At 32.6% G+C, this 18,819-nt stretch carries 15 protein-coding genes and 2 tRNA genes; 5 read left to right on the top strand and 12 right to left on the bottom strand.

Translation table 11 applies throughout. The features are described 5' to 3' along the window. Positions 1-244: 244 nt before the first annotated feature. From ACKGJY_RS01590 to ACKGJY_RS01580, 3 genes are all read right to left on the bottom strand, one after another. Positions 245-319, bottom strand: a tRNA-Pro gene (locus ACKGJY_RS01590). A 14-nt stretch (positions 320-333) separates the two neighbouring features. After that, positions 334-420 (bottom strand) — tRNA-Ser (locus ACKGJY_RS01585). A gap of 93 nt (positions 421-513) precedes the next feature. Continuing rightward, on the bottom strand, positions 514-2,562 hold the full coding sequence (locus ACKGJY_RS01580; protein WP_413972091.1) for an HD family phosphohydrolase: 2,049 nt from the start codon (positions 2,560-2,562) through the stop codon (positions 514-516). 130 nt (positions 2,563-2,692) lie between these two features. Between ACKGJY_RS01580 and ACKGJY_RS01575 the strand changes: the two genes are divergently transcribed. Continuing rightward, positions 2,693-3,868, top strand: a complete 1,176-nt coding sequence (locus tag ACKGJY_RS01575; protein ID WP_413972089.1) for an acetyl-CoA C-acyltransferase — start codon at positions 2,693-2,695, stop codon at positions 3,866-3,868. 82 nt (positions 3,869-3,950) lie between these two features. After that, entirely contained in the window at positions 3,951-4,700 is a 750-nt protein-coding gene (locus ACKGJY_RS01570) for an NlpC/P60 family protein (protein ID WP_413972088.1), read from the top strand. Positions 4,701-4,702: 2 nt separating this feature from the next. Here ACKGJY_RS01570 and ACKGJY_RS01565 read toward each other — a convergent pair whose 3' ends face one another. From ACKGJY_RS01565 to ACKGJY_RS01545, 5 genes are all read right to left on the bottom strand, one after another. Continuing rightward, a complete protein-coding gene (locus tag ACKGJY_RS01565) occupies positions 4,703-5,185 on the bottom strand; it encodes an ABC transporter ATPase (protein ID WP_413972087.1) in 483 nt (160 codons plus the stop codon). Positions 5,186-5,258: 73 nt separating this feature from the next. Then, a complete protein-coding gene (locus ACKGJY_RS01560) occupies positions 5,259-6,050 on the bottom strand; it encodes a (Fe-S)-binding protein (RefSeq protein ID WP_413972086.1) in 792 nt (263 codons plus the stop codon). 175 nt (positions 6,051-6,225) lie between these two features. Then, positions 6,226-7,539, bottom strand: coding sequence for a 4Fe-4S dicluster domain-containing protein (locus tag ACKGJY_RS01555; RefSeq protein WP_413972085.1), 1,314 nt, complete (start codon positions 7,537-7,539; stop codon positions 6,226-6,228). Positions 7,540-7,553: 14 nt separating this feature from the next. Further along, entirely contained in the window at positions 7,554-8,510 is a 957-nt protein-coding gene (locus tag ACKGJY_RS01550; protein ID WP_413972084.1) for an MlaD family protein, read from the bottom strand. Between the two features lie 49 nt (positions 8,511-8,559). After that, positions 8,560-9,648, bottom strand: a complete 1,089-nt coding sequence (locus ACKGJY_RS01545; protein WP_413972083.1) for an N-acetylmuramoyl-L-alanine amidase family protein — start codon at positions 9,646-9,648, stop codon at positions 8,560-8,562. A 160-nt stretch (positions 9,649-9,808) separates the two neighbouring features. Here ACKGJY_RS01545 and ACKGJY_RS01540 point away from each other — a divergent pair, with 160 nt between their 5' ends. Beyond that, positions 9,809-12,607 (top strand): putative LPS assembly protein LptD, encoded by a 2,799-nt coding sequence (locus ACKGJY_RS01540; protein ID WP_413972082.1) that lies wholly within the window; start codon positions 9,809-9,811, stop codon positions 12,605-12,607. Positions 12,608-12,643: 36 nt separating this feature from the next. Then, the gene (locus tag ACKGJY_RS01535) at positions 12,644-13,024 is read left to right on the top strand and encodes a Rid family detoxifying hydrolase (protein WP_413972081.1); all 381 of its coding nucleotides are present in this window, start codon (positions 12,644-12,646) and stop codon (positions 13,022-13,024) included. A 3-nt stretch (positions 13,025-13,027) separates the two neighbouring features. Here the strand turns inward: ACKGJY_RS01535 and ACKGJY_RS01530 are convergent, their stop codons facing one another. After that, positions 13,028-14,461: a response regulator gene (locus ACKGJY_RS01530; protein ID WP_413972080.1), complete on the bottom strand. Its 1,434-nt coding sequence runs from the start codon at positions 14,459-14,461 to the stop codon at positions 13,028-13,030. Between the two features lie 120 nt (positions 14,462-14,581). On the opposite strand from ACKGJY_RS01530, the gene ACKGJY_RS01525 reads away from it, so the two are divergent. After that, complete coding sequence (locus ACKGJY_RS01525; RefSeq protein ID WP_413972079.1) at positions 14,582-15,622, top strand: GMP reductase; 1,041 nt, start codon at positions 14,582-14,584, stop codon at positions 15,620-15,622. Between the two features lie 9 nt (positions 15,623-15,631). Here the strand turns inward: ACKGJY_RS01525 and ACKGJY_RS01520 are convergent, their stop codons facing one another. From ACKGJY_RS01520 to gap, 3 genes are all read right to left on the bottom strand, one after another. Next, the gene (locus tag ACKGJY_RS01520; RefSeq protein WP_413972078.1) at positions 15,632-16,852 is read right to left on the bottom strand and encodes an ATP-binding cassette domain-containing protein; all 1,221 of its coding nucleotides are present in this window, start codon (positions 16,850-16,852) and stop codon (positions 15,632-15,634) included. A gap of 27 nt (positions 16,853-16,879) precedes the next feature. Then, complete coding sequence (locus ACKGJY_RS01515; protein WP_413972077.1) at positions 16,880-17,740, bottom strand: N-acetylglucosamine kinase; 861 nt, start codon at positions 17,738-17,740, stop codon at positions 16,880-16,882. A 61-nt stretch (positions 17,741-17,801) separates the two neighbouring features. Further along, on the bottom strand, positions 17,802-18,803 hold the full coding sequence (gap, locus tag ACKGJY_RS01510; protein WP_413972076.1) for a type I glyceraldehyde-3-phosphate dehydrogenase: 1,002 nt from the start codon (positions 18,801-18,803) through the stop codon (positions 17,802-17,804). Between the last annotated feature and the right edge of the window lie 16 nt (positions 18,804-18,819).

Here is an 18,819-nt window from a genome sequence, read left to right as displayed (position 1 = left end):
TTAGTTCTATTAAAACATTCATAGTTTTCTTTCTTGTAAAAATTATAGTACTAATAATTAATACAGCTATTATAAGATTGCGATAGTATTTTATAACGCTTAAAAAGATATAAGAAGTATGCCTCAAAAAATAAAATTATAAAAGGGGCACTTTGTTGAATTATGTAGAGTATAAGAGATAAAAAAAACACTGATAATCTCATGATTAACAGTGTTTTTGGATAACTTATTGTGTCGTAAGTTGTCGGGGTGGCAGGATTCGAACCTGCGGCCTCCACGTCCCAAACGTGGCGCGATAACCGGGCTACGCTACACCCCGAAGATTCATAAAAGCGGAGAGGAAGGGATTCGAACCCCCGGTACCCGTAAAGGTACAACTCCTTAGCAGGGAGCCCCAATCGACCGCTCTGGCACCTCTCCTGTTTATTATGAACTTATGCAACGTAAATTGCGGATGCAAATGTATATTAAACATTGTAAGAACGCAACTATTTAATTAAATTTTTAGAAAAATTATTCAGGATACTCTATGCGTAAATGGTAAATATTTGCAAGCTTGCGTTTTAGCACTTTTTTAATGGCTTGTATTTCTTTAAATGTAATGTTAGCGTTTAAAAATTGCTCTTCATCTATTTGCTTATTAATGATGTTTTCTACAAAGGCGTCAATTTTTGTAGACGTAGGGTCTTTTAAGCTTTTAGAAGCTGCTTCAACACTATCGCACATCATTAAAATAGCTGTTTCTTTACTAAAGGGCTTAGGTCCTGGATATCTAAATAAATCAGGATTAACAGTTTCGTTTACCTTTTTTTCTTTCATATAAAAATAATACACCATGCTAGTACCGTGGTGGGTTCTAATAAAATCTATAACTCTATCTGGAAGGTTGTTTTTCTTAGCTATTTCTATACCATTTATAACATGGTCTGTTATAATTCTTGCACTTTCTAGTGATGATAATTCATCATGCGGATTGATACCTGTAGATTGATTTTCTGTAAAGTAGTTTGGCATTACCATTTTTCCAATATCATGATATAAGGCTCCTACCCTAACTAGCATTGCATTAGCTCCAATTTCATTAGCTGAAGCTTCTGCAAGGTTTGCTACATTTAAAGAGTGATGAAACGTTCCGGGAGATACATCTGATAGTTCTTTTAAAAGCTTAGTGTTAGTGTCTGAAAGTTCTAATAGCGACACATCTGAAACCAATCCAAATAACTTCTCGTAAGCATAAATAAGTGGTTGCACAAAAAGTGTAGCAAGCCCACATAGTATAAAAAGTAAAAATGTATTCCAATCTATGGTGTCTATACTGCCTTCATGAATCACAAAAAATGCAAAATACGCTATTATATATATTAGTGTAATTTGGCCTACAGAAATAAACAAATTAGCACGCTTATATAGCTCAGAAACGGTTAAAATTGTTACAATTCCAGCTAAAATTTGTAAAAACATATACTCGTAACTATTAGGTACAATAGAGCCCAATAGCAACACAGTTATTACATGTGTAAACATGCCTAATCTTGCATCGAAAAATGCTTTTAATACTAGCGGAAGCACACAAAGCGGAACCACATATATATACTCAGAGTTATAGTTTACTATTAATGTTGTAATAAATACCATTAATAATATATTGAAGAAAATAAACGTAACTTTAGTATTGTTTTCAAAAACTTCTACTCTGTATTTTCTAAGAAATAATAAAAGCATCAATAGCGCTAAAGCTACTAACAATGTGTATGCAAATAGTATCCAATTATAATTAGCTTCATTCCAAACTTGAGACTCATATTCGGATTGTAACGATTTTAATTTTTGAAATTTATCGCCCTCAACGACCTCTCCTTTAGAAATTAATAACGTACCACGCTCTACACTTCCTCTGGTGTAAGATATTTTGTTGAGTTCGTCTTGTAATGCCTTTTCAGTAAAAGATTTGTTAAAAGTGAGATTTGGCTCGATGATATCAAAAAAAAGCGACGTAAATTTTGGTATATACTTGCTTAACCCTTGTTTGTTTAGTCGTTTTTCTATAAATCTTTTAACTTGGTTTTGGGTAATCAAGTTACCATATACCGTATTGCTTTTTTTAATATTTCCACTCAGTATTTCAACAATTCTATCATTTCCAAACGTATAGTTATCAGAGAGTATTCCATTACTATATAACTCTTCAAGAGTTATTTTACCTGAGTTTTTTAGCGCGTTTAAAGTAGTTTGCGAAAGTGAATCTGGAAATGTTTCATAAAATTTGTTTTCGTAGGCATTAAGCGTGTTTAAAGCTGTAGTTTCGTCTGCATCAAAGTATAAATGTGCCTCATTTTGTATTTTAGATTTTTCTTTATTAAGCTCATCTTCTGCCTTTTTAATAGCAAAATTAAAGGGCGCATATAAATTTTCAGACTGCCACGGTTTACCTCTTTCAAAACTATATTTAAATTTCCCACTCTTAGGAAACAAATACACAATTAAAAATGTGGTGCATACAAATAATAAAGCTTTGTAAATCAAAGCATGATTTCTGTATAGCTTATTTATAAAATCTTTCATGTAAAGTGGGTAATATTATCCAAATGTAATAAATTATTAGGGGTTTTATGGAATCTTATAATCCAATTAAACCTTATACTATCTATTAAAAAATCATTATTTTAGCTTTAGTTAATTTTAAATTTTAAATATGAATTCAGAAGTTGTTATTGTGTCTGCTGTAAGAACGCCTATAGGTAGTTTTTTAGGTGCATTATCAACTGTACCAGCTACTAAATTAGGTTCGGTTGCCATAAAAGGTGCATTAGATAAGATTAATTTAAAGCCAGAGTTAGTTGACGAGGTTTTTATGGGGAACGTAGTGCAAGCAGGTAATGGTCAAGCACCAGCTAGACAAGCTGCTCTTGGTGCTGGAATTCCCAATACAGTACCTTGCACAACTGTAAATAAAGTTTGTGCTTCTGGTATGAAAGCTATAATGAATGCGGTACAAGCCATTCGTTTAGGTGATGCAGAAATTATAGTTGCTGGTGGTATGGAAAACATGAGTTTAATTCCGCATTATTTATATGCGAGAACTGGTACTAAATTTGGTACTGGCACTTTAATTGATGGTTTGCAAAGCGATGGATTAGTTGACGCTTATGATAAAAATGCTATGGGCGTTTGTGCGGATGCTTGTGCGTTAGAATATGAGTTTTCTCGAGAAGCACAGGATGCATATGCAATTCAATCTTACAAAAGATCTGCTGCAGCTTGGGATGCTGGTAAATTTAAAAATGAGGTTATACCTGTTGAAGTGCCTCAACGCCGTGGTGAACCAATAATTGTTGATACAGATGAAGAGTTTACTAAAGTTAAACTCGATAAAATACCTAGTTTACGACCTGCATTTACTAAAGATGGTACTGTAACTGCAGCAAACGCATCTACTATTAATGATGGTGCCGGTGCTGTTGTTTTAATGAGTAAAGCAAAAGCTGAAGCGCTTGGTTTAAATAGTTTAGCAACTATAAAAGGTTACGCCGATGCTGCACATGAACCAGAATGGTTTACCACAGCACCGGCTAAAGCATTACCAAAAGCACTAGCTAAGGCTGGAATTTCTCAAGACGATGTCGATTTTTTTGAATTTAATGAAGCCTTTTCGGTAGTAGCCTTAGCAAATATGAAAATTTTAAAACTTAATGATAAAAACGTAAATGTAAATGGTGGTGCGGTATCTTTAGGGCATCCTTTAGGGTGTTCTGGAGTTAGAATTTTAATTACTTTACTAAACGTTTTAGAGCAAAATAATGCTAAAATTGGTGCCGCAGCTATTTGTAATGGCGGTGGTGGTGCTTCTGCAATGGTTATAGAGCGTTGATTTATAATTTCTTTATGTATTCTCAATATCCAATAATTTATACTTTAAATAATAACCCCAATATTTAAGACCCTAGTTTTTAATGCAATACGGTATTTGTAACTTAAGCATCGTGCCTTTACGATTTGAAGCCTCTGATAAAAGCGAGTTGGTATCGCAAGTATTGTATGGTGAATGGTTTAAGGTGATTGAAAAGCGTAAACATTGGAGTAAAATAAGGCTAGCATTTGACACATATGAGGGCTGGATAGATAACAAACAGTATCTTGAAATTGATGCCGACACTTACATTACACTTAATACCGAAAACCCTAAATTAACTACAGATTTGGTTGAGTTTATACAGGACGAACATGACCAGCTCTACCCTATCCAATTAGGTGCTACGTTAAACGGATTATCGCTTTTAAAACACAAGTTTGATGGTAATTTTACTCAAGATAAGCTTAACAAACAAAACATAGTTGAAACTGCTTTTTTATATCTAAATAGTCCGTATTTATGGGGTGGTAAAACACCTTTTGGGATTGATTGTTCTGGGTTTACACAAATGGTTTATAAACTAAATGGCTATAAATTACTACGTGATGCGTCTCAGCAAGCTACTCAAGGTGAGGCTTTAAGTTTTATAGAAGAAAGTGAACCTGGTGATTTAGCATTTTTTGATAACGCAGATGGCGCTATTATCCATGTTGGTATTATTATGAAGGATAACTATATTATCCATGCTCATGGTAAAGTAAGAATTGATAGATTAGACCATTCTGGTATTTATAATGTAGATAGAAAAATACACACACATAAACTGCGTGTGATTAAAAAGGTTATTTAGAGTTATAAAAATCTAGCATGCCAACTCTCGCTAGCAGGTACTTCCCAATTCTCATTAAATTCTGCAATATTTGTTACCAAATTATTAAAGACAATAGTGTTTTTTGATACGGCATGTTGTTTAGCCATCTTCTTAAAATCTACTAATGGCTTGTAGGCAATAAATTCACCTTGCTTGTAAGACACATTCATTTTATCCATTAAATCTACATTATATTCTTTTTCTAATTGTTGTACAAAATGTACTGATGCATCAATAGAGCATCCAGTTGCAGTATTTAAGTTTTGATTTAAGCCTATAATGATAAATCGCTTATATTTAATTAGATGTCCTGCCTGTAAATCACTACCATGAGCTGTCCAGTTTTGAATAAAAACATTTAATTTGTTTTCTATTTCATTAATTTCTTCTGGTGTAAAAGAGCGATTAGCTTGGTATATCCAAACCCGTGATGATTCTGGTAGTGTATTAAAATCTACTAACATTATATGGTTTTACTAATTTGTATTAAAATTAAATATTTATAAACGTAATGCTATACTTTAGCGTTGCAAAAGATTATAAGTTTTCGGTATTGGCAATTAATTCTGCTATATCCAAGACCTGAATTTCTGCTTCCTTTTCTTTAGCCTTAATACCATCTGTCATCATGGTATTACAATATGGGCAACCAGTTGCAATAATATTGGGTTTTGTTTCTAGCGCATCTTCTGTTCTTAATATGTTAATATCTTTATCACCTTTTTCTGGTTCTTTAAACATTTGAGCGCCTCCTGCACCACAACATAAAGCTGTACTTTTATAGCGTTTCATCTCTACCAAATCTGCTTTGGTATGTTGCAATACGTCTCTAGGTGCGTTGTACTCATTATTGGCTCTTCCTAAATAACAGGGATCGTGAAAAGTAATACGTTTCCCTTTATAGGTATCACCTGTAACTTTTAACCGGCCAGATGCGATTAACGTTTTAATATATTGCGTGTGGTGATGCACCTCGTAAGTACCACCCAAACTTGGGTATTCGTTTTTTATACAGTTATATGAATGTGGATCGCAGGTTACTATTTTTTTTATGTTGTAACCATTAAGCAACTCTATATTCATTACTGCTTGCATTTGAAATAGAAATTCGTTTCCAGCGCGTTTTGCAATATCGCCTGTACTACTTTCTTCTTGTCCTAGCACCGCAAAATCTACATCTGCAGCATTTAGAATTTTTACAAAAGCTTTGGTTATTTTTTTTGCGCGATCGTCATAACTACCAGCGGAACCTACCCAGAAAAGTATTTCTGGTTGTTTGCCTTCTGCCATAAATTCGGCCATTGTTTTTACTTTGAGTGTTTGGCTCATAGTGTATGCTTTTAATGATTACAGTATAATACTATAGTTGATTTTTTATGTTTTTAGACGATAGCTGCGTTAGGGATTGAGGCATTTGTTGAAGCTCTTTTTGTGTTGTTGCACCTATGCAACACAAAAAAGCGACTGCCGAAAGCCCGACCCCTTGTGGGTAACGCCCTAATTATTAATCATCTTTCCAGTTTAACCTGTCCATTTGATTGTATGGCCAAGGTGCACCGTTATTTTCTATATTAGACATCATATTATTTAATTCTGTTGGTGCTGCGCTTTGCTCCATAACGAGATAGCGCCGCATGTCTAGAATTATAGATAATGGGTTGATACTAACGGGACATTCTTCTACACAGGCATTACATGTGGTGCAGGCCCAAAGTTCTTCGGTGGTAATGTAATCGCCTAATAATTGTTTGCCATCGTCTTTAAATTCGCCGTTATTAGCGTCTATATTTTTACCAACTTCTTCTAGTCTATCTCTAGTGTCCATCATAATTTTTCTAGGCGATAATTTTTTACCTGTTAAATTAGCAGGACATGCCGATGTACAACGTCCACACTCTGTACAGGTATAGGCATTTAGAAGTTGAATTCTATTTAAATCTTGCACATCGCTGGCACCAAATTTTGCTGGAACTTCATCATCGGCTTCTTCTGCTGGAGCAGCGAAAGGATCTGCATCTGGATCCATCATAAGTTTTACCTCTTTGGTTACAGCTTCTAAATTATTAACCTGTCCTTTAGGTGTAACGCTACCATAAAATACGTTTGGAAACGCCAATAGTATGTGTAAATGTTTTGAGAAATATAGGTAATTAAGAAACACTAATATGCCTAAAATATGTAACCACCATGCGGTTCTCTCTACACTATGTAACGTAGATTCTGATAAGCCAGAAAACCATGGCGCTATGTATTGACTTACTACATTTCCTGAGTTTAAGTCTTGAAAAGTCACATCTGTAGCGTTCATGACTAAAAAGAGCGTCATTAATACGACCTCGAAATATAGAATTAAATTACCATCTGTTTTAGGCCATCCTTCCATTTCGCTTTTCATGAAGCGCGCTAGCTTTAAAACGTTTCGTCTTATCCAAAAAATAATTACTGTTAATAATACTAAACAAGCTAAAATCTCGAATGTGCCAATTAAAAACCCGTAAACTGAAGTTGATAATACACTTAAACCTATACGATGTGTGCCAAAAATACCGTCTATAATTATCTCTAAAACTTCAATATTTATAATGATAAAGCCAACGTAAACTACAACATGTAAAAGCCCCGAAATGGGTCTGCGTACCATTTTACTTTGGCCTAGGGCAATGTTTACAACGTTTTTCCAACGCTCTGATTTATTATCACTGGCATCAACATCGTTTCCTAATTTGATGTTGCGAACTAGCTTTTTTATGTTTTTTGTAAAATAGCCTACACCTAAAATTAAAGCTATGGCAAACGCAATATTTGGCAAATAATTCATAGTTAAGTTTAGTTTTAGTCTTTAATTTCGTTACCCTCTGCATCGTAACGCTTTGCCTTTTTTCCGAATAATGAAAAGTGTACGTAACGTTTGGGGTTTAGTTTCATATCTTCCAACAACTGCTCTAATTGTAAACTTGCACCTTCTAAATTATTATACAACCCTTCGTCTTTAAGTAATTTTCCAATAGAACCTTCACCGTTTTCTATTTTGGCGCTTATGGTATTAAAATTTTGAATTGTGGTTTCTAAACTTTTAATGGTTTGCGATAAATCTGCTTCTGCTAGTTGGTCGGTAGTTTTAGATAAATTTGCAGATATTTTATCTACGTTTTCTAAAGTATTACTTAATTTTTCTTCATTACTGGCTACCAAACCATTGAGCGAATTAGATGTTTTTTTAAAATTTTGAATAATGTCATTTAACCCAGAAATACTAGACCTTAAGCTTACTTTGGTTTCTACATCGAGAACTTCATTAACGTTTGATAGAAGAGAATCTGCATCTACCATCATTACTTCAATTTTTTCTTGTAATGGTGTTAAACGTTGGTTTACCAAATCTGTTAATCCAGCTTTTACTGTTCCTGATAATTTATCACCATCTTTTGCGTTTTCTGCGTTATCAAATGCAGGAATGATAGCTATAGCCTTACCACCTATTAATCCCGTTTCGTATAATTCTGCTCTACTATTTTTAGAAAACTCAAAATCACTATTCACCATCAACGTTATGGCTAATTTTCCAGAACCATCACCTTTAAAATCAATTTCGGTTACTTTACCGACACTTAGTCCGTTAATAGTAACTGGTGTTGATGGTACTAAGCCTTCAACGTTTTGATACTCAGTATAAAATGTGTCGGATGAATTTAAAAGGTCTTTACCTTTTAAATAATTAAAGCCGTAGATAAAAAGTACGATACCTGAAATGACTAACGCACCAACTTTTACTTCTCTTGAAATCTTCAAATTGTCTATCTTTTACAACAAAGTTAAAATAAATTTAGATAGGAACTTACTAATTCGAATTTGTTTTTAACACATCTGCTAACGGAATTTTATCACCATTTTTAAAAGCTACTAAAAAACTAGTTGTATAGCCTTTGGCTTTAGCATTTTTTACTAAAGCTTTTGCTTTATTATAATCTGATGTATTGCCATGATAATATTTATAAATATTACCTTGATGGGTTCTAGATATATTTGATAAACCTTTAAAATTATATGGCTTTGGTTCTAACTTTCTAGAGCTAGCAGCAATTTGGACTTTAAAAAGAACTCCTTCAAATTCAAGTGCTTTATCATCTATTATGATAGGAGATTTAACATCGTTTACTATATTTAAATCGATTGATTTTTTATATTTTAGAATAGCATCAGTAATAGAATGAGACATTTGTAACTGTCCTTTTTTAGAGTTTAAGTATTTCCCTTCTTTGTTATTTGTGAGAAACCCTAGTTCTACCAAAACACTGGGCATAACTGTTTGGTGTAACACTATAAAACCAGCTTGTTTTACTTTTCTGTTTTTACGTTTAAGGTTCACAAAATTATCTTGAATTAAACTAGCCAAATAGATACTTTGGTCTAAATACTCTTCTAAACCTAATATAATTGAAATGGCGTCTTCTGGTGCGTTAGGATTAAAGCCAGCGTAATTTTTTTTGTAGTCATCCTCCATAAAAATTACAGAGTTTTCCTTTTTAGCAACTTCAAAGTTTGTTTTGTTTCTATGTAAACCTAGTACAAATGTGCCTGCGCCATAGGCTTGGGTTGTGTGAGAATCGCAATGCACAGATACAAATAGGTCTGCTTTTGCTCTATTAGCTATTTTTCCTCTTACAAATAAATCAATAAACTCGTCCTTTTTTCTAGTGTATACTACTTTTATATCTGGATTTTTTTTTAGTTGATTACCAACTTCTAAAACTACTTTTAATGCAATATCTTTTTCTTTGTAACCATTCCCTAGGTTACCTGGGTCTTTGCCGCCATGACCAGCATCTAAAACCACCACAAATTTATCCTTTACTTGAGCATTACTATATGGTACATATGTTAATACTATAATAAAATATACGAAACCTAAAATTTTGTTCGTTTTCATGAGGTAATTGTTAAATTTTAAATCTATAATTTAATTTCACCTAAAAAGGCTTGGTTTTTGATACCTTGCACATGGTTAAAACGGTTAATTAAATCGGTTTATTTCTAATGAAAATTTTTCTAAAGAAATATAAATTAAAGCCAAAAAAATATATGTAGTTTTGACATTTCAAAAACCGAGCCATACTTTTACAAAAATACATTTAAAAGCATTGCGTACAAACCAATTTAAAATACTTTTAGCATTGAGTTTTACAGTGTTTATTAACACTTTTAGCTTTGCACAGGATATTCCAAAAAAGGGAGCGCAAATTGAGGCTAAACCCGAAAAAAAGGAGGATACAGTTGTTAAAAGTAATGATGGCAATTTAAAACTAGAACTTCCTGAAATAGCCAAGGATACTGTTGTAGTAGATTCTATAAAACCTAAAAAGAAGGCTTTTTTAGAAAATATTGTGGATTATAAGGCTAGAGACTATACATCATTAAACCAACGAAAACAAAAGCTATACCTTTATAATGAAGCCGAAATTACTTATGGTGATTTAAATATAAAGGCTGGAGATATTACTATAGATTATAAAAAAAATGAGGTTTATGCAAGAGGTATAATAGACTCTTCAGGAACTTATACACAAGCTCCTGTTTTTGATCAAGGTGGGAATATTGTAAAGCCAGATTCTATTTTATTTAATACACAATCTCAAAAAGCTTTAATTTATAACAGCGTAACAGAACAAGGTGAAGGTACTGTTATTGCTAAAATCACAAAAAAAGAAAATGATTCTGTTTACTTTATTAAAAATGCTAAATATACTACAGCTGAGAATTTAGAAGATCCAGAATATTACATTTTACTTAAACGCGCCAAAATTGTTCCTAAAAAGAAGATTGTTACAGGGCCTGCACAAATGTATTTTTATGATGTGCCAACTCCTATATGGATGCCTTTTAGTTTTTTTCCACAGCGACCAGAAAACAATGCTGCATCTGGAGTACTAATACCTACTTTTGGCGAACAAAATGAGCGGGGTTATTTTTTACAAAATGGCGGTTATTATTTTGCTATTAGTCCGCATGTTGATTTGGCGCTTATGGGAGATTATTACACCAACGGTAGCTATGGTGTGAGAGCAGAAAGCACTTATGCTTTAAAATACAAATTTAGAGGTAATTTTGGCTTTAGATATGAAAACCTGTTAACTAGTGAGCGTGGTTTTCCAGATTTTGCGCAAACCACAGTATATAATATTAGATGGTCTCATAGTCAAGATGCTAAGGCTAATCCAAACTCACGTTTTTCAGCTTCGGTAAATTTAGGAAGTAGTACCTTTTTTAGAGCATCGTTAAATCAAGCTACAACAGGAGCTTTTTTAAATAATACATTAGCATCATCTGTGTCTTATTCTAAAACATTTCAAGGTGAACCGCAAGTAGATTTTAGTGTTACTGCAACACATTCTCAAAACACCCAAACACAACAAATTAATATGACGCTTCCTACCTTTCAAGGAAATATGGGGCGTATTTTTCCTTTTGCTCCAAAAGCAGGTACAAAAAAGGGTATTATTCAAAATATTAACTTTCAATATAATGTTCGAGGCGAGAATAGAATTCAAACAACCGATTCTTTATTCTTTACTAAAGAAATGTTTGATGATGCTAAAGCAGGTTTTCAACATTCTATACCGTTAAGCACTAACTTTAAATTATTTAAACATTTTAGTGTTAGTGCGAGTAGTAATTTTAACGAAGTGTGGACGTTTAATACTATTGATAGGCGTTTTGATATTGAAAATAGAGAAATTATAACAGATACTATAAAGGGCTTTGATTCTTATAGAACCTATAATTTTAGTACTAGTATTGGTACCACAATTTACGGTATGTTTAATTTTGAGAAAAAAGGTGAAGATAAAAGAATAAAGGCAATTAGGCACGTTATGCGTCCTTCTATAAGCTATAACATAAATCCTGCTTTTGATAAATTTTACGACACTTATGATGGTGATTTTATAATTGATGCTAACGGTACAACTACTAACGAAAGGGAAATTGAAGAGTTTACCCGATTTGAGCAGAGTTTATTCGGAGTACCTAGCAATAATTTTTCTAGTTCCATGGGAATATCGCTTTCAAATAATTTTGAAGCAAAGGTAAGAGATAAGGACAGCACTAAAACTGATCCGAAAAAAATAAAATTGCTTAATAATTTAAATTTCTCAACGGCTTATAATTTTGCAGGAGACTCTTTACAATGGAGTCCCGTTAGGATGAACGGTGGAACGCAGTTTTTTGATAATAAATTGAGTGTGAATTTTAGCGCAACATTAGACCCTTATGCACTTGATAATAATAATAGAAGAATAGACAGGTTTAATATAGATAATAACGGGAGCCTTTTTAGGTTAACAAGTGCTAATGTTAATATGAGTTATTCCCTTTCTGGAGGATCTGGAGACAACAAGAAAAAAGATAATGAAAGAGATGCGAGTACAGAAGAGAATTTAAGAAACGGAGGTCGTGCAGATGATTTATTTGGACGTTCTGAAGACTATACTAGTAAACGGTTTGATGCTGATAAAGATGAAGATAATGAGGATAAAGACAATAAGTTTTATAATTTTAAGGTGCCTTGGAGCTTAAGATTAGCGTACGCCGTAAATTATTCTAATCAAAGGCGTAATAGTGAAATATCGTCTCATTCTTTAATGTTTTCTGGAGATATTGAGTTGTCGCCTAAATGGTCTGTTGGTGGCTCTTCTGGATATGATTTTAGAAATAACGGATTTACCTTTACTCAATTACGTTTTGAACGCGATTTATTAAGTTGGAGAATGAATTTTAGCTGGGTGCCATTTAGCTCTAGGAGTTCATGGAATTTCTTTATAGGTATAAAATCAAGTATACTTAAAGATTTAAAATATGAGCAACGAAGGCAGCCAGATCAAACTCTATAACTTAGCATTTTTGTGTAATGTTTTAACTATTGTATAATGAAAACTATAATTAATACCAATAGCGCACCTAATCCGTTAGGACCATATAATCAAGCTGTTTTATGTAAGGGTACTTTATACTTGTCTGGACAAATTGCAATTAATCCAGAAACTAATACATTAGTTTTAGATGACATTATATCAGAAACTAAGCAAGTAATGGAAAATTTAAAAGCTGTTTTAGATGCAGCAAATTATTCGTTTACAGATGTTGTGAAATCTTCAATATTTATTATTGATATGGATAATTTCGTTGCGATCAATAAAGTTTATGGCAGTTATTTTGGTGACGAAACTGCGCCAGCAAGAGAAACTGTACAAGTGTCAAAATTACCAAAAAATGTAAATGTTGAAATTAGTATGATAGCCGCTAAATAATCTTTACAAAACTTGTCCCTCGCTTTTTGGAGCAAACTTTTTTAATATTGCTGTTAACTTTTTATTGTCTATAGGTTTTGCTAAAAATTCATCTACACCAGCATCCATAGCTTTAGTGATGTCTTCTTCAAATGCACTAGCAGAAATAGCTATTATAGGAATATTGTTATTTGCAAATTTATCAGAATTTTTTATGATTTTAGTAGCCTCGTATCCATTAATTTTAGGCATGTATATATCCATAAAAATCATATCATAATTTATAACTTTATACAGGTTTACAGCATCTAAACCATTAGTAACAAATGTACACTGAGCACCGTGTTGTTCTAATAAAAATTTGATAACTTTTTGATTCATGATATTATCTTCGGCCACAAGTATATTAAATCTGTAATCAAATTTATTTAGTAAAATTGGTTTTTCTTTTGGTGGTTCGTCAATTACATTTAATGTTTTTTGTAATTGTAAACTAAAATAAAATGTTGAGCCTTCGTTTTGTTTACTCTCAAACTTTAGTTTACCGCCCATAAGTTCTATTAGTCTTTTTGTGACTGAAAGTCCTATCCCGAAACCGCCATAATGTTTCAAATCGTTTTCATGTCTTTCATTTAGCGTACTAAAGGCATGTTCAAGATCATATTTACTCATGCCTATTCCAGAATCTTTGATGTAAAACGAAATAACTTGAAGATTATCATACGTAACAGTATGATCTATAGTAACTTTTATTTTACCATTATTAGTAAACTTAATAGCATTGTTTATTAAATTAATGAGGACTTGTTGGATTTTTGCCAAATCACCTAATACTAAAAAATCGTTTTTCTTGTTAGTTGAGAACTCATACTCAAACTCTAAACCTTTTTCCCAAGCTTGATATTCAAATATTTTAAATAACTTATTAAAGTCTACACCTAAATTTATCGGTATATGCTCTAATTCTAAATCTGTTTCAACTCCTTTAGAATTGTCTAAAATCATATTTATAAGTTGAAGAAGATGCTCTGAGGAGTATTCTGCAATTTCTATTTGTGCTGTTTGATCTATGTCAAGTTCAGTACTCTTCAACATTCTAATCATTCCTAAAATTGTACTTAAAGGAATACGTATTTCGTGACTAATATTTTCTAGATATATAGATTTGTAATCTGAAGATTCTTTAGATTTTTCTAATTCGTATTCTAGCGTTTTAATCTTGTCATTAAGATAAGATTCTATGATATGATTGTTAATCTGAAATTTAATAACATAAAACAATGCTATAGTAACAACAACTAATAGGATAAATATGAGCAGAGAATAAATAGAGAAAAAATCGGGATTATTTGGTATATATTTACCAATGATAAATAAAACTCCTAGAAGGAATATCCCAAAAAAGGCACCAAAAACCCATAGTTTAAAGCCAGTTTTAGATTTAGGGGGGAAAGTCATAACTAGAAATTAGATTAAAAATAAATATACGAAAGAATATCAACTATTGGTTCATATTAAAAATAATTTCGATTACAGGAATTAAAACTTTAATTTTGAATGAAACTAAAATAATAACGAATGCGTATTGAATATGATATTAAGTTAGGGTTTAAAGATGTGATGATACGTCCTAAGCGATCAACCTTAAAAAGTAGAAAAGAAGTGAGTTTGCAACGTACTTTTAAGTTTTTGCATAGTCCTTATACATGGTCTGGCGTTCCAATTATTGCCGCTAATATGGACACTGTTGGTACTTTTGAGATGGCTAATACACTTGCAAAAGAAAATCTTTTTACAACGATTCATAAACATTATACAATTACAGAGTGGTCTGAATTCTTGAGTAGTTCTCAACATAACATTGAAAATCATATCGCAATAAGTACTGGTATTGGAGCGCAAGATGCTATACGATTGGCAAACACTATTGAGACAAATCCTAAACTACAATTTATATGTATTGATGTTGCTAATGGGTATTCTGAATATTTTGCTGATTTTGTAAAGCAAACTAGAGAAAGGTATCCCGAAAAAGTAATTATAGCAGGTAATGTCGTTACTGGAGAAATGGTTGAAGAATTATTACTCTCTGGCGCAGATATCGTTAAAGTTGGTATCGGTCCGGGTTCGGTTTGTACTACACGCGTAAAAACTGGGGTGGGTTATCCACAACTTTCGGCAATAATTGAGTGCGCAGATGCTGCGCATGGTTTAGGTGGGCAAATTATAAGTGATGGCGGTTGTACCACTCCAGGAGATGTTGCTAAAGCATTTGGTGCGGGTGCAGATTTTGTAATGCTTGGTGGTATGTTTGCTGGCCATGATGAAAGTGGTGGAGAAACTATTGAAAAAAATGGAAAAACATATAAAAAATTTTATGGTATGAGCTCTTCTACTGCTATGGATAAACACTCTGGCGGTGTTGCAGATTATAGAGCTAGTGAGGGTAAAACAGTTAAAGTACCTTATCGTGGGTCTGTAGAAGATACTATAAAAGATATTTTGGGTGGTTTACGCAGTACGTGTACTTATGTAGGCGCATCTAGATTAAAAGAATTAACAAAGCGTACAACATTTATTAGAGTTGCTGAACAAGAAAATACAGTTTATAGTACGTAAATATTTTATTTAATTTTTTAAAATTTCACCTTTAGAACCTGTCGAACTGGGAATAAGTTGGTAAATAAAATCTGGTGTGATATAATCTTCCTTTCTATGAGACACGTAAATTATTGATGTGCTACTTTCTTTAGCAATTTTATTAATTAATTCTGAAAATATTTTGGCATCTTGGTCGTCTAGTCCATTTGTTGGCTCATCTAAGATAAGAAGCGGTGGATGTTTAACCATAGCTCTTGCGATCAATACTAGTCGTTTATGACCATTAGACAAGTAATGAAAACTTTTGTCTTTTAAGGCTGTCATATTTAAAAGAGCTATCCATTCTCTGGCAATTTTTAGTTGTACCTCGGTTGGATACTTATACAGTCCTATAGAATCTAAAAAACCAGAAACTATCATACTTTCTATAGAATCTTTTCTTTTAAAACCGCGTAACATTTCTGATGAGTAAAACCCAATATGCTTTTTTATATCCCAAACACTTTCACCACTACCCTTTTTCATATCAAATAACGTCATGTTTTGCATAAATCCTTTTGGGTTATCTCCTGATATCAAAGACAGTATGGTGCTTTTTCCCGATCCGTTTGGCCCTATAAGTTGCCAAAACTCATTTGGCTTAATATCCCAAGATACATTATTTAGAATAGGAGTTTCATTATAACTAAGATTAAGATTACGCAATGAGATTAAAGTTTTAAACCCATCATACTCTATTTTATACGGTTTTGGCAGTGCTTTAACGAAATAATTAGAGCTCTCTTGTTCATTTTTAGTATATGGAGTTAAACTATCGTTTTCAATAGTATAAATAGTATTAATGAATGGCAAGAAATCACGTTTTCGTGTTGCGATTTGAATGATTCGTGTTTTAAAGGATATATCAGTTATCAACTGATTTATTTTAGATTGTGTATCTATATCTAAGCAGTCAAAAGGATTGTCTAAAATTAAATAATCGGGAATTTTCCCTGTTAATATATGGTTTAATAAGGCTCGCTTTCTTTCGCCTTCAGAAGAATTTTGTAAACTGTTTTTAGTTGAAGTTTTAACATCATACTGTTGATGTTGTATTTCTTTTTCAATAAATGTATTAATAGTAATATCAGAAAAAATAGCACCTTTTAGAGATGCTAATTCTGGAAATAACTTTCCGGTTGTAATTGTAGTAATAAGCTGTTTTTTAGGTTCTGTATTAGAAATATAAATTACAAGATGTGTATTCATATTCTACGCTATTACCTAAACAATTATTTATAAGTTTTTTGTGTGAAACGGTACTAAACCATCAATAGGTCTACGTTCAAAATTACCAACTTTAAAGCCCATTTCTTCGCCTACTTCTTCAATTTCTTTTCTAGAAAAATATGCAATAGAACCTGCAAAATGCACAGGTACAGTTTTTAACTCTTCACCGTATTGAAAAATCATATTTTTCGCAAACTGTCTTATCCCATTTTTAATAAGTTCTACGATATAATCTGAATCTTTTTGAAGAAACATAAATTCCGCAAAATTAGCTAGATAAGCATTAGGACTTGGTTGCTTGTAAAGATTATATTTTATAAAATCAGATTCCATATTATATTTCGCACCAAATGCAATTTTAATATTTTCGGGCATATGACCGTAATAAAAATCTTTAATCAATTCTTTACCATAATAATTACCAGATGCGTCATCCATAAGGATATAACCCAAAGAATCTACACGTTGGTGTAATATTTCCCCATCATAGTAGCTACAATTAGAGCCTGTACCCATAATACATACCACAGCAGCTTCTTTTGGGTGACTAATTGTAGCATAAACTGCCGCCAAGGTATCTTCGTTTACTGATACTTCAGCATTGGGGAATATATCTTTTAAAACTCCAGTTAACAATGCTCTTGGATTTTCTGTACCACACCCAGCACCGTAAAAAAACACATGTGTTACTTTTTCACTATTAGAGATAAGCTCATCACTCTTTTTAATTGTCTTATATAGCTTTTTCTCACTTAATATAGCAGGATTAAGTCCTTTTGTTCGCACCTTAGGCATTAATTTATTGCCATTATTATCTACAGCTAACCAATCGGACTTTGTAGAGCCACTATCAACAATTAAAATCATAAGTTAAAAGATAAAAAAACTCCGCAAGTATACTTGCGGAGTTTTATAGTTATTATTTTTATTAGATTGAACCAATATGTTGTGCTAAATCAATAAGTTTAGTAGAATAACCAAACTCATTATCATACCAAGAAATTAGTTTAATAAATCCGTCATTTAAACCAATACTTGCTCCAGCATCAAAAACACTTGTTCTTGGCTCAGATACAAAATCTTGAGAAACAACACCTTCTTCAGTATATCCTAAAACACCTTTCAATTCGTTTTCAGAAGCTTCTTTAAGAGCTGCTTTAACATCATCAAAAGACGCTGGGTTTTCTAAACGACATGTTAAATCTACGACAGAAACATCTGGAGTAGGTACTCTAAATGCCATACCTGTAAGCTTACCGTTTAATTCAGGAATTACTTTACCTACTGCTTTTGCAGCTCCAGTTGATGAAGGGATAATATTAGAAACCGCAGAACGCCCTAATCTATAATTCTTTCTAGATGGTCCATCTACAGTTAATTGCGTAGAAGTAGCTGCGTGTACAGTTGTCATTAAACCTTCTGCAATACCGAATTTATCATTTATAACTTTAGCTAGTGGCGCTAAACAGTTAGTAGTACAAGAAGCATTAGAAACGATAGTATCGTTTGCTGTAATTTTAGTGTGGTTTACACCCATTACAAACATTGGTGCATCTGCAGAAGGTGCAGAAATTGCAACCTTTTTAGCACCTGCTTTAATGTGTGCTTGTGCTTTATCTAATGTAATGAAAATTCCAGTACATTCTAATACAACCTCAGCACCAACGGCATCCCATTTTAAATCTTCTGGATTACGCTCAGCAGTAATTCTAATTTCATTACCATTTACTACTAAATTACCATTTTTGGTATCAACTGTACCGTCGAATCTTCCATGAACAGAATCGTATTTTAATAAGTAAGCTAAATGCTCAACATCTAATAAATCATTTATTCCAACTATTTCAATATCTGGTCTAGAAGCTGCTACTCTAAAAGCAATTCTACCTATTCTACCAAATCCGTTAATTCCAATTTTTAATTTTGACATGTTAATTATGTATTAA

Origin of the sequence: Hyunsoonleella sp. 2307UL5-6, from assembly GCF_047345485.1 — a bacterium.
GTDB lineage: Bacteria > Bacteroidota > Bacteroidia > Flavobacteriales > Flavobacteriaceae > Jejuia.
Note: the sequence above shows the minus strand (reverse complement) of the source record. Positions and strands in the feature narration are given on the sequence as shown.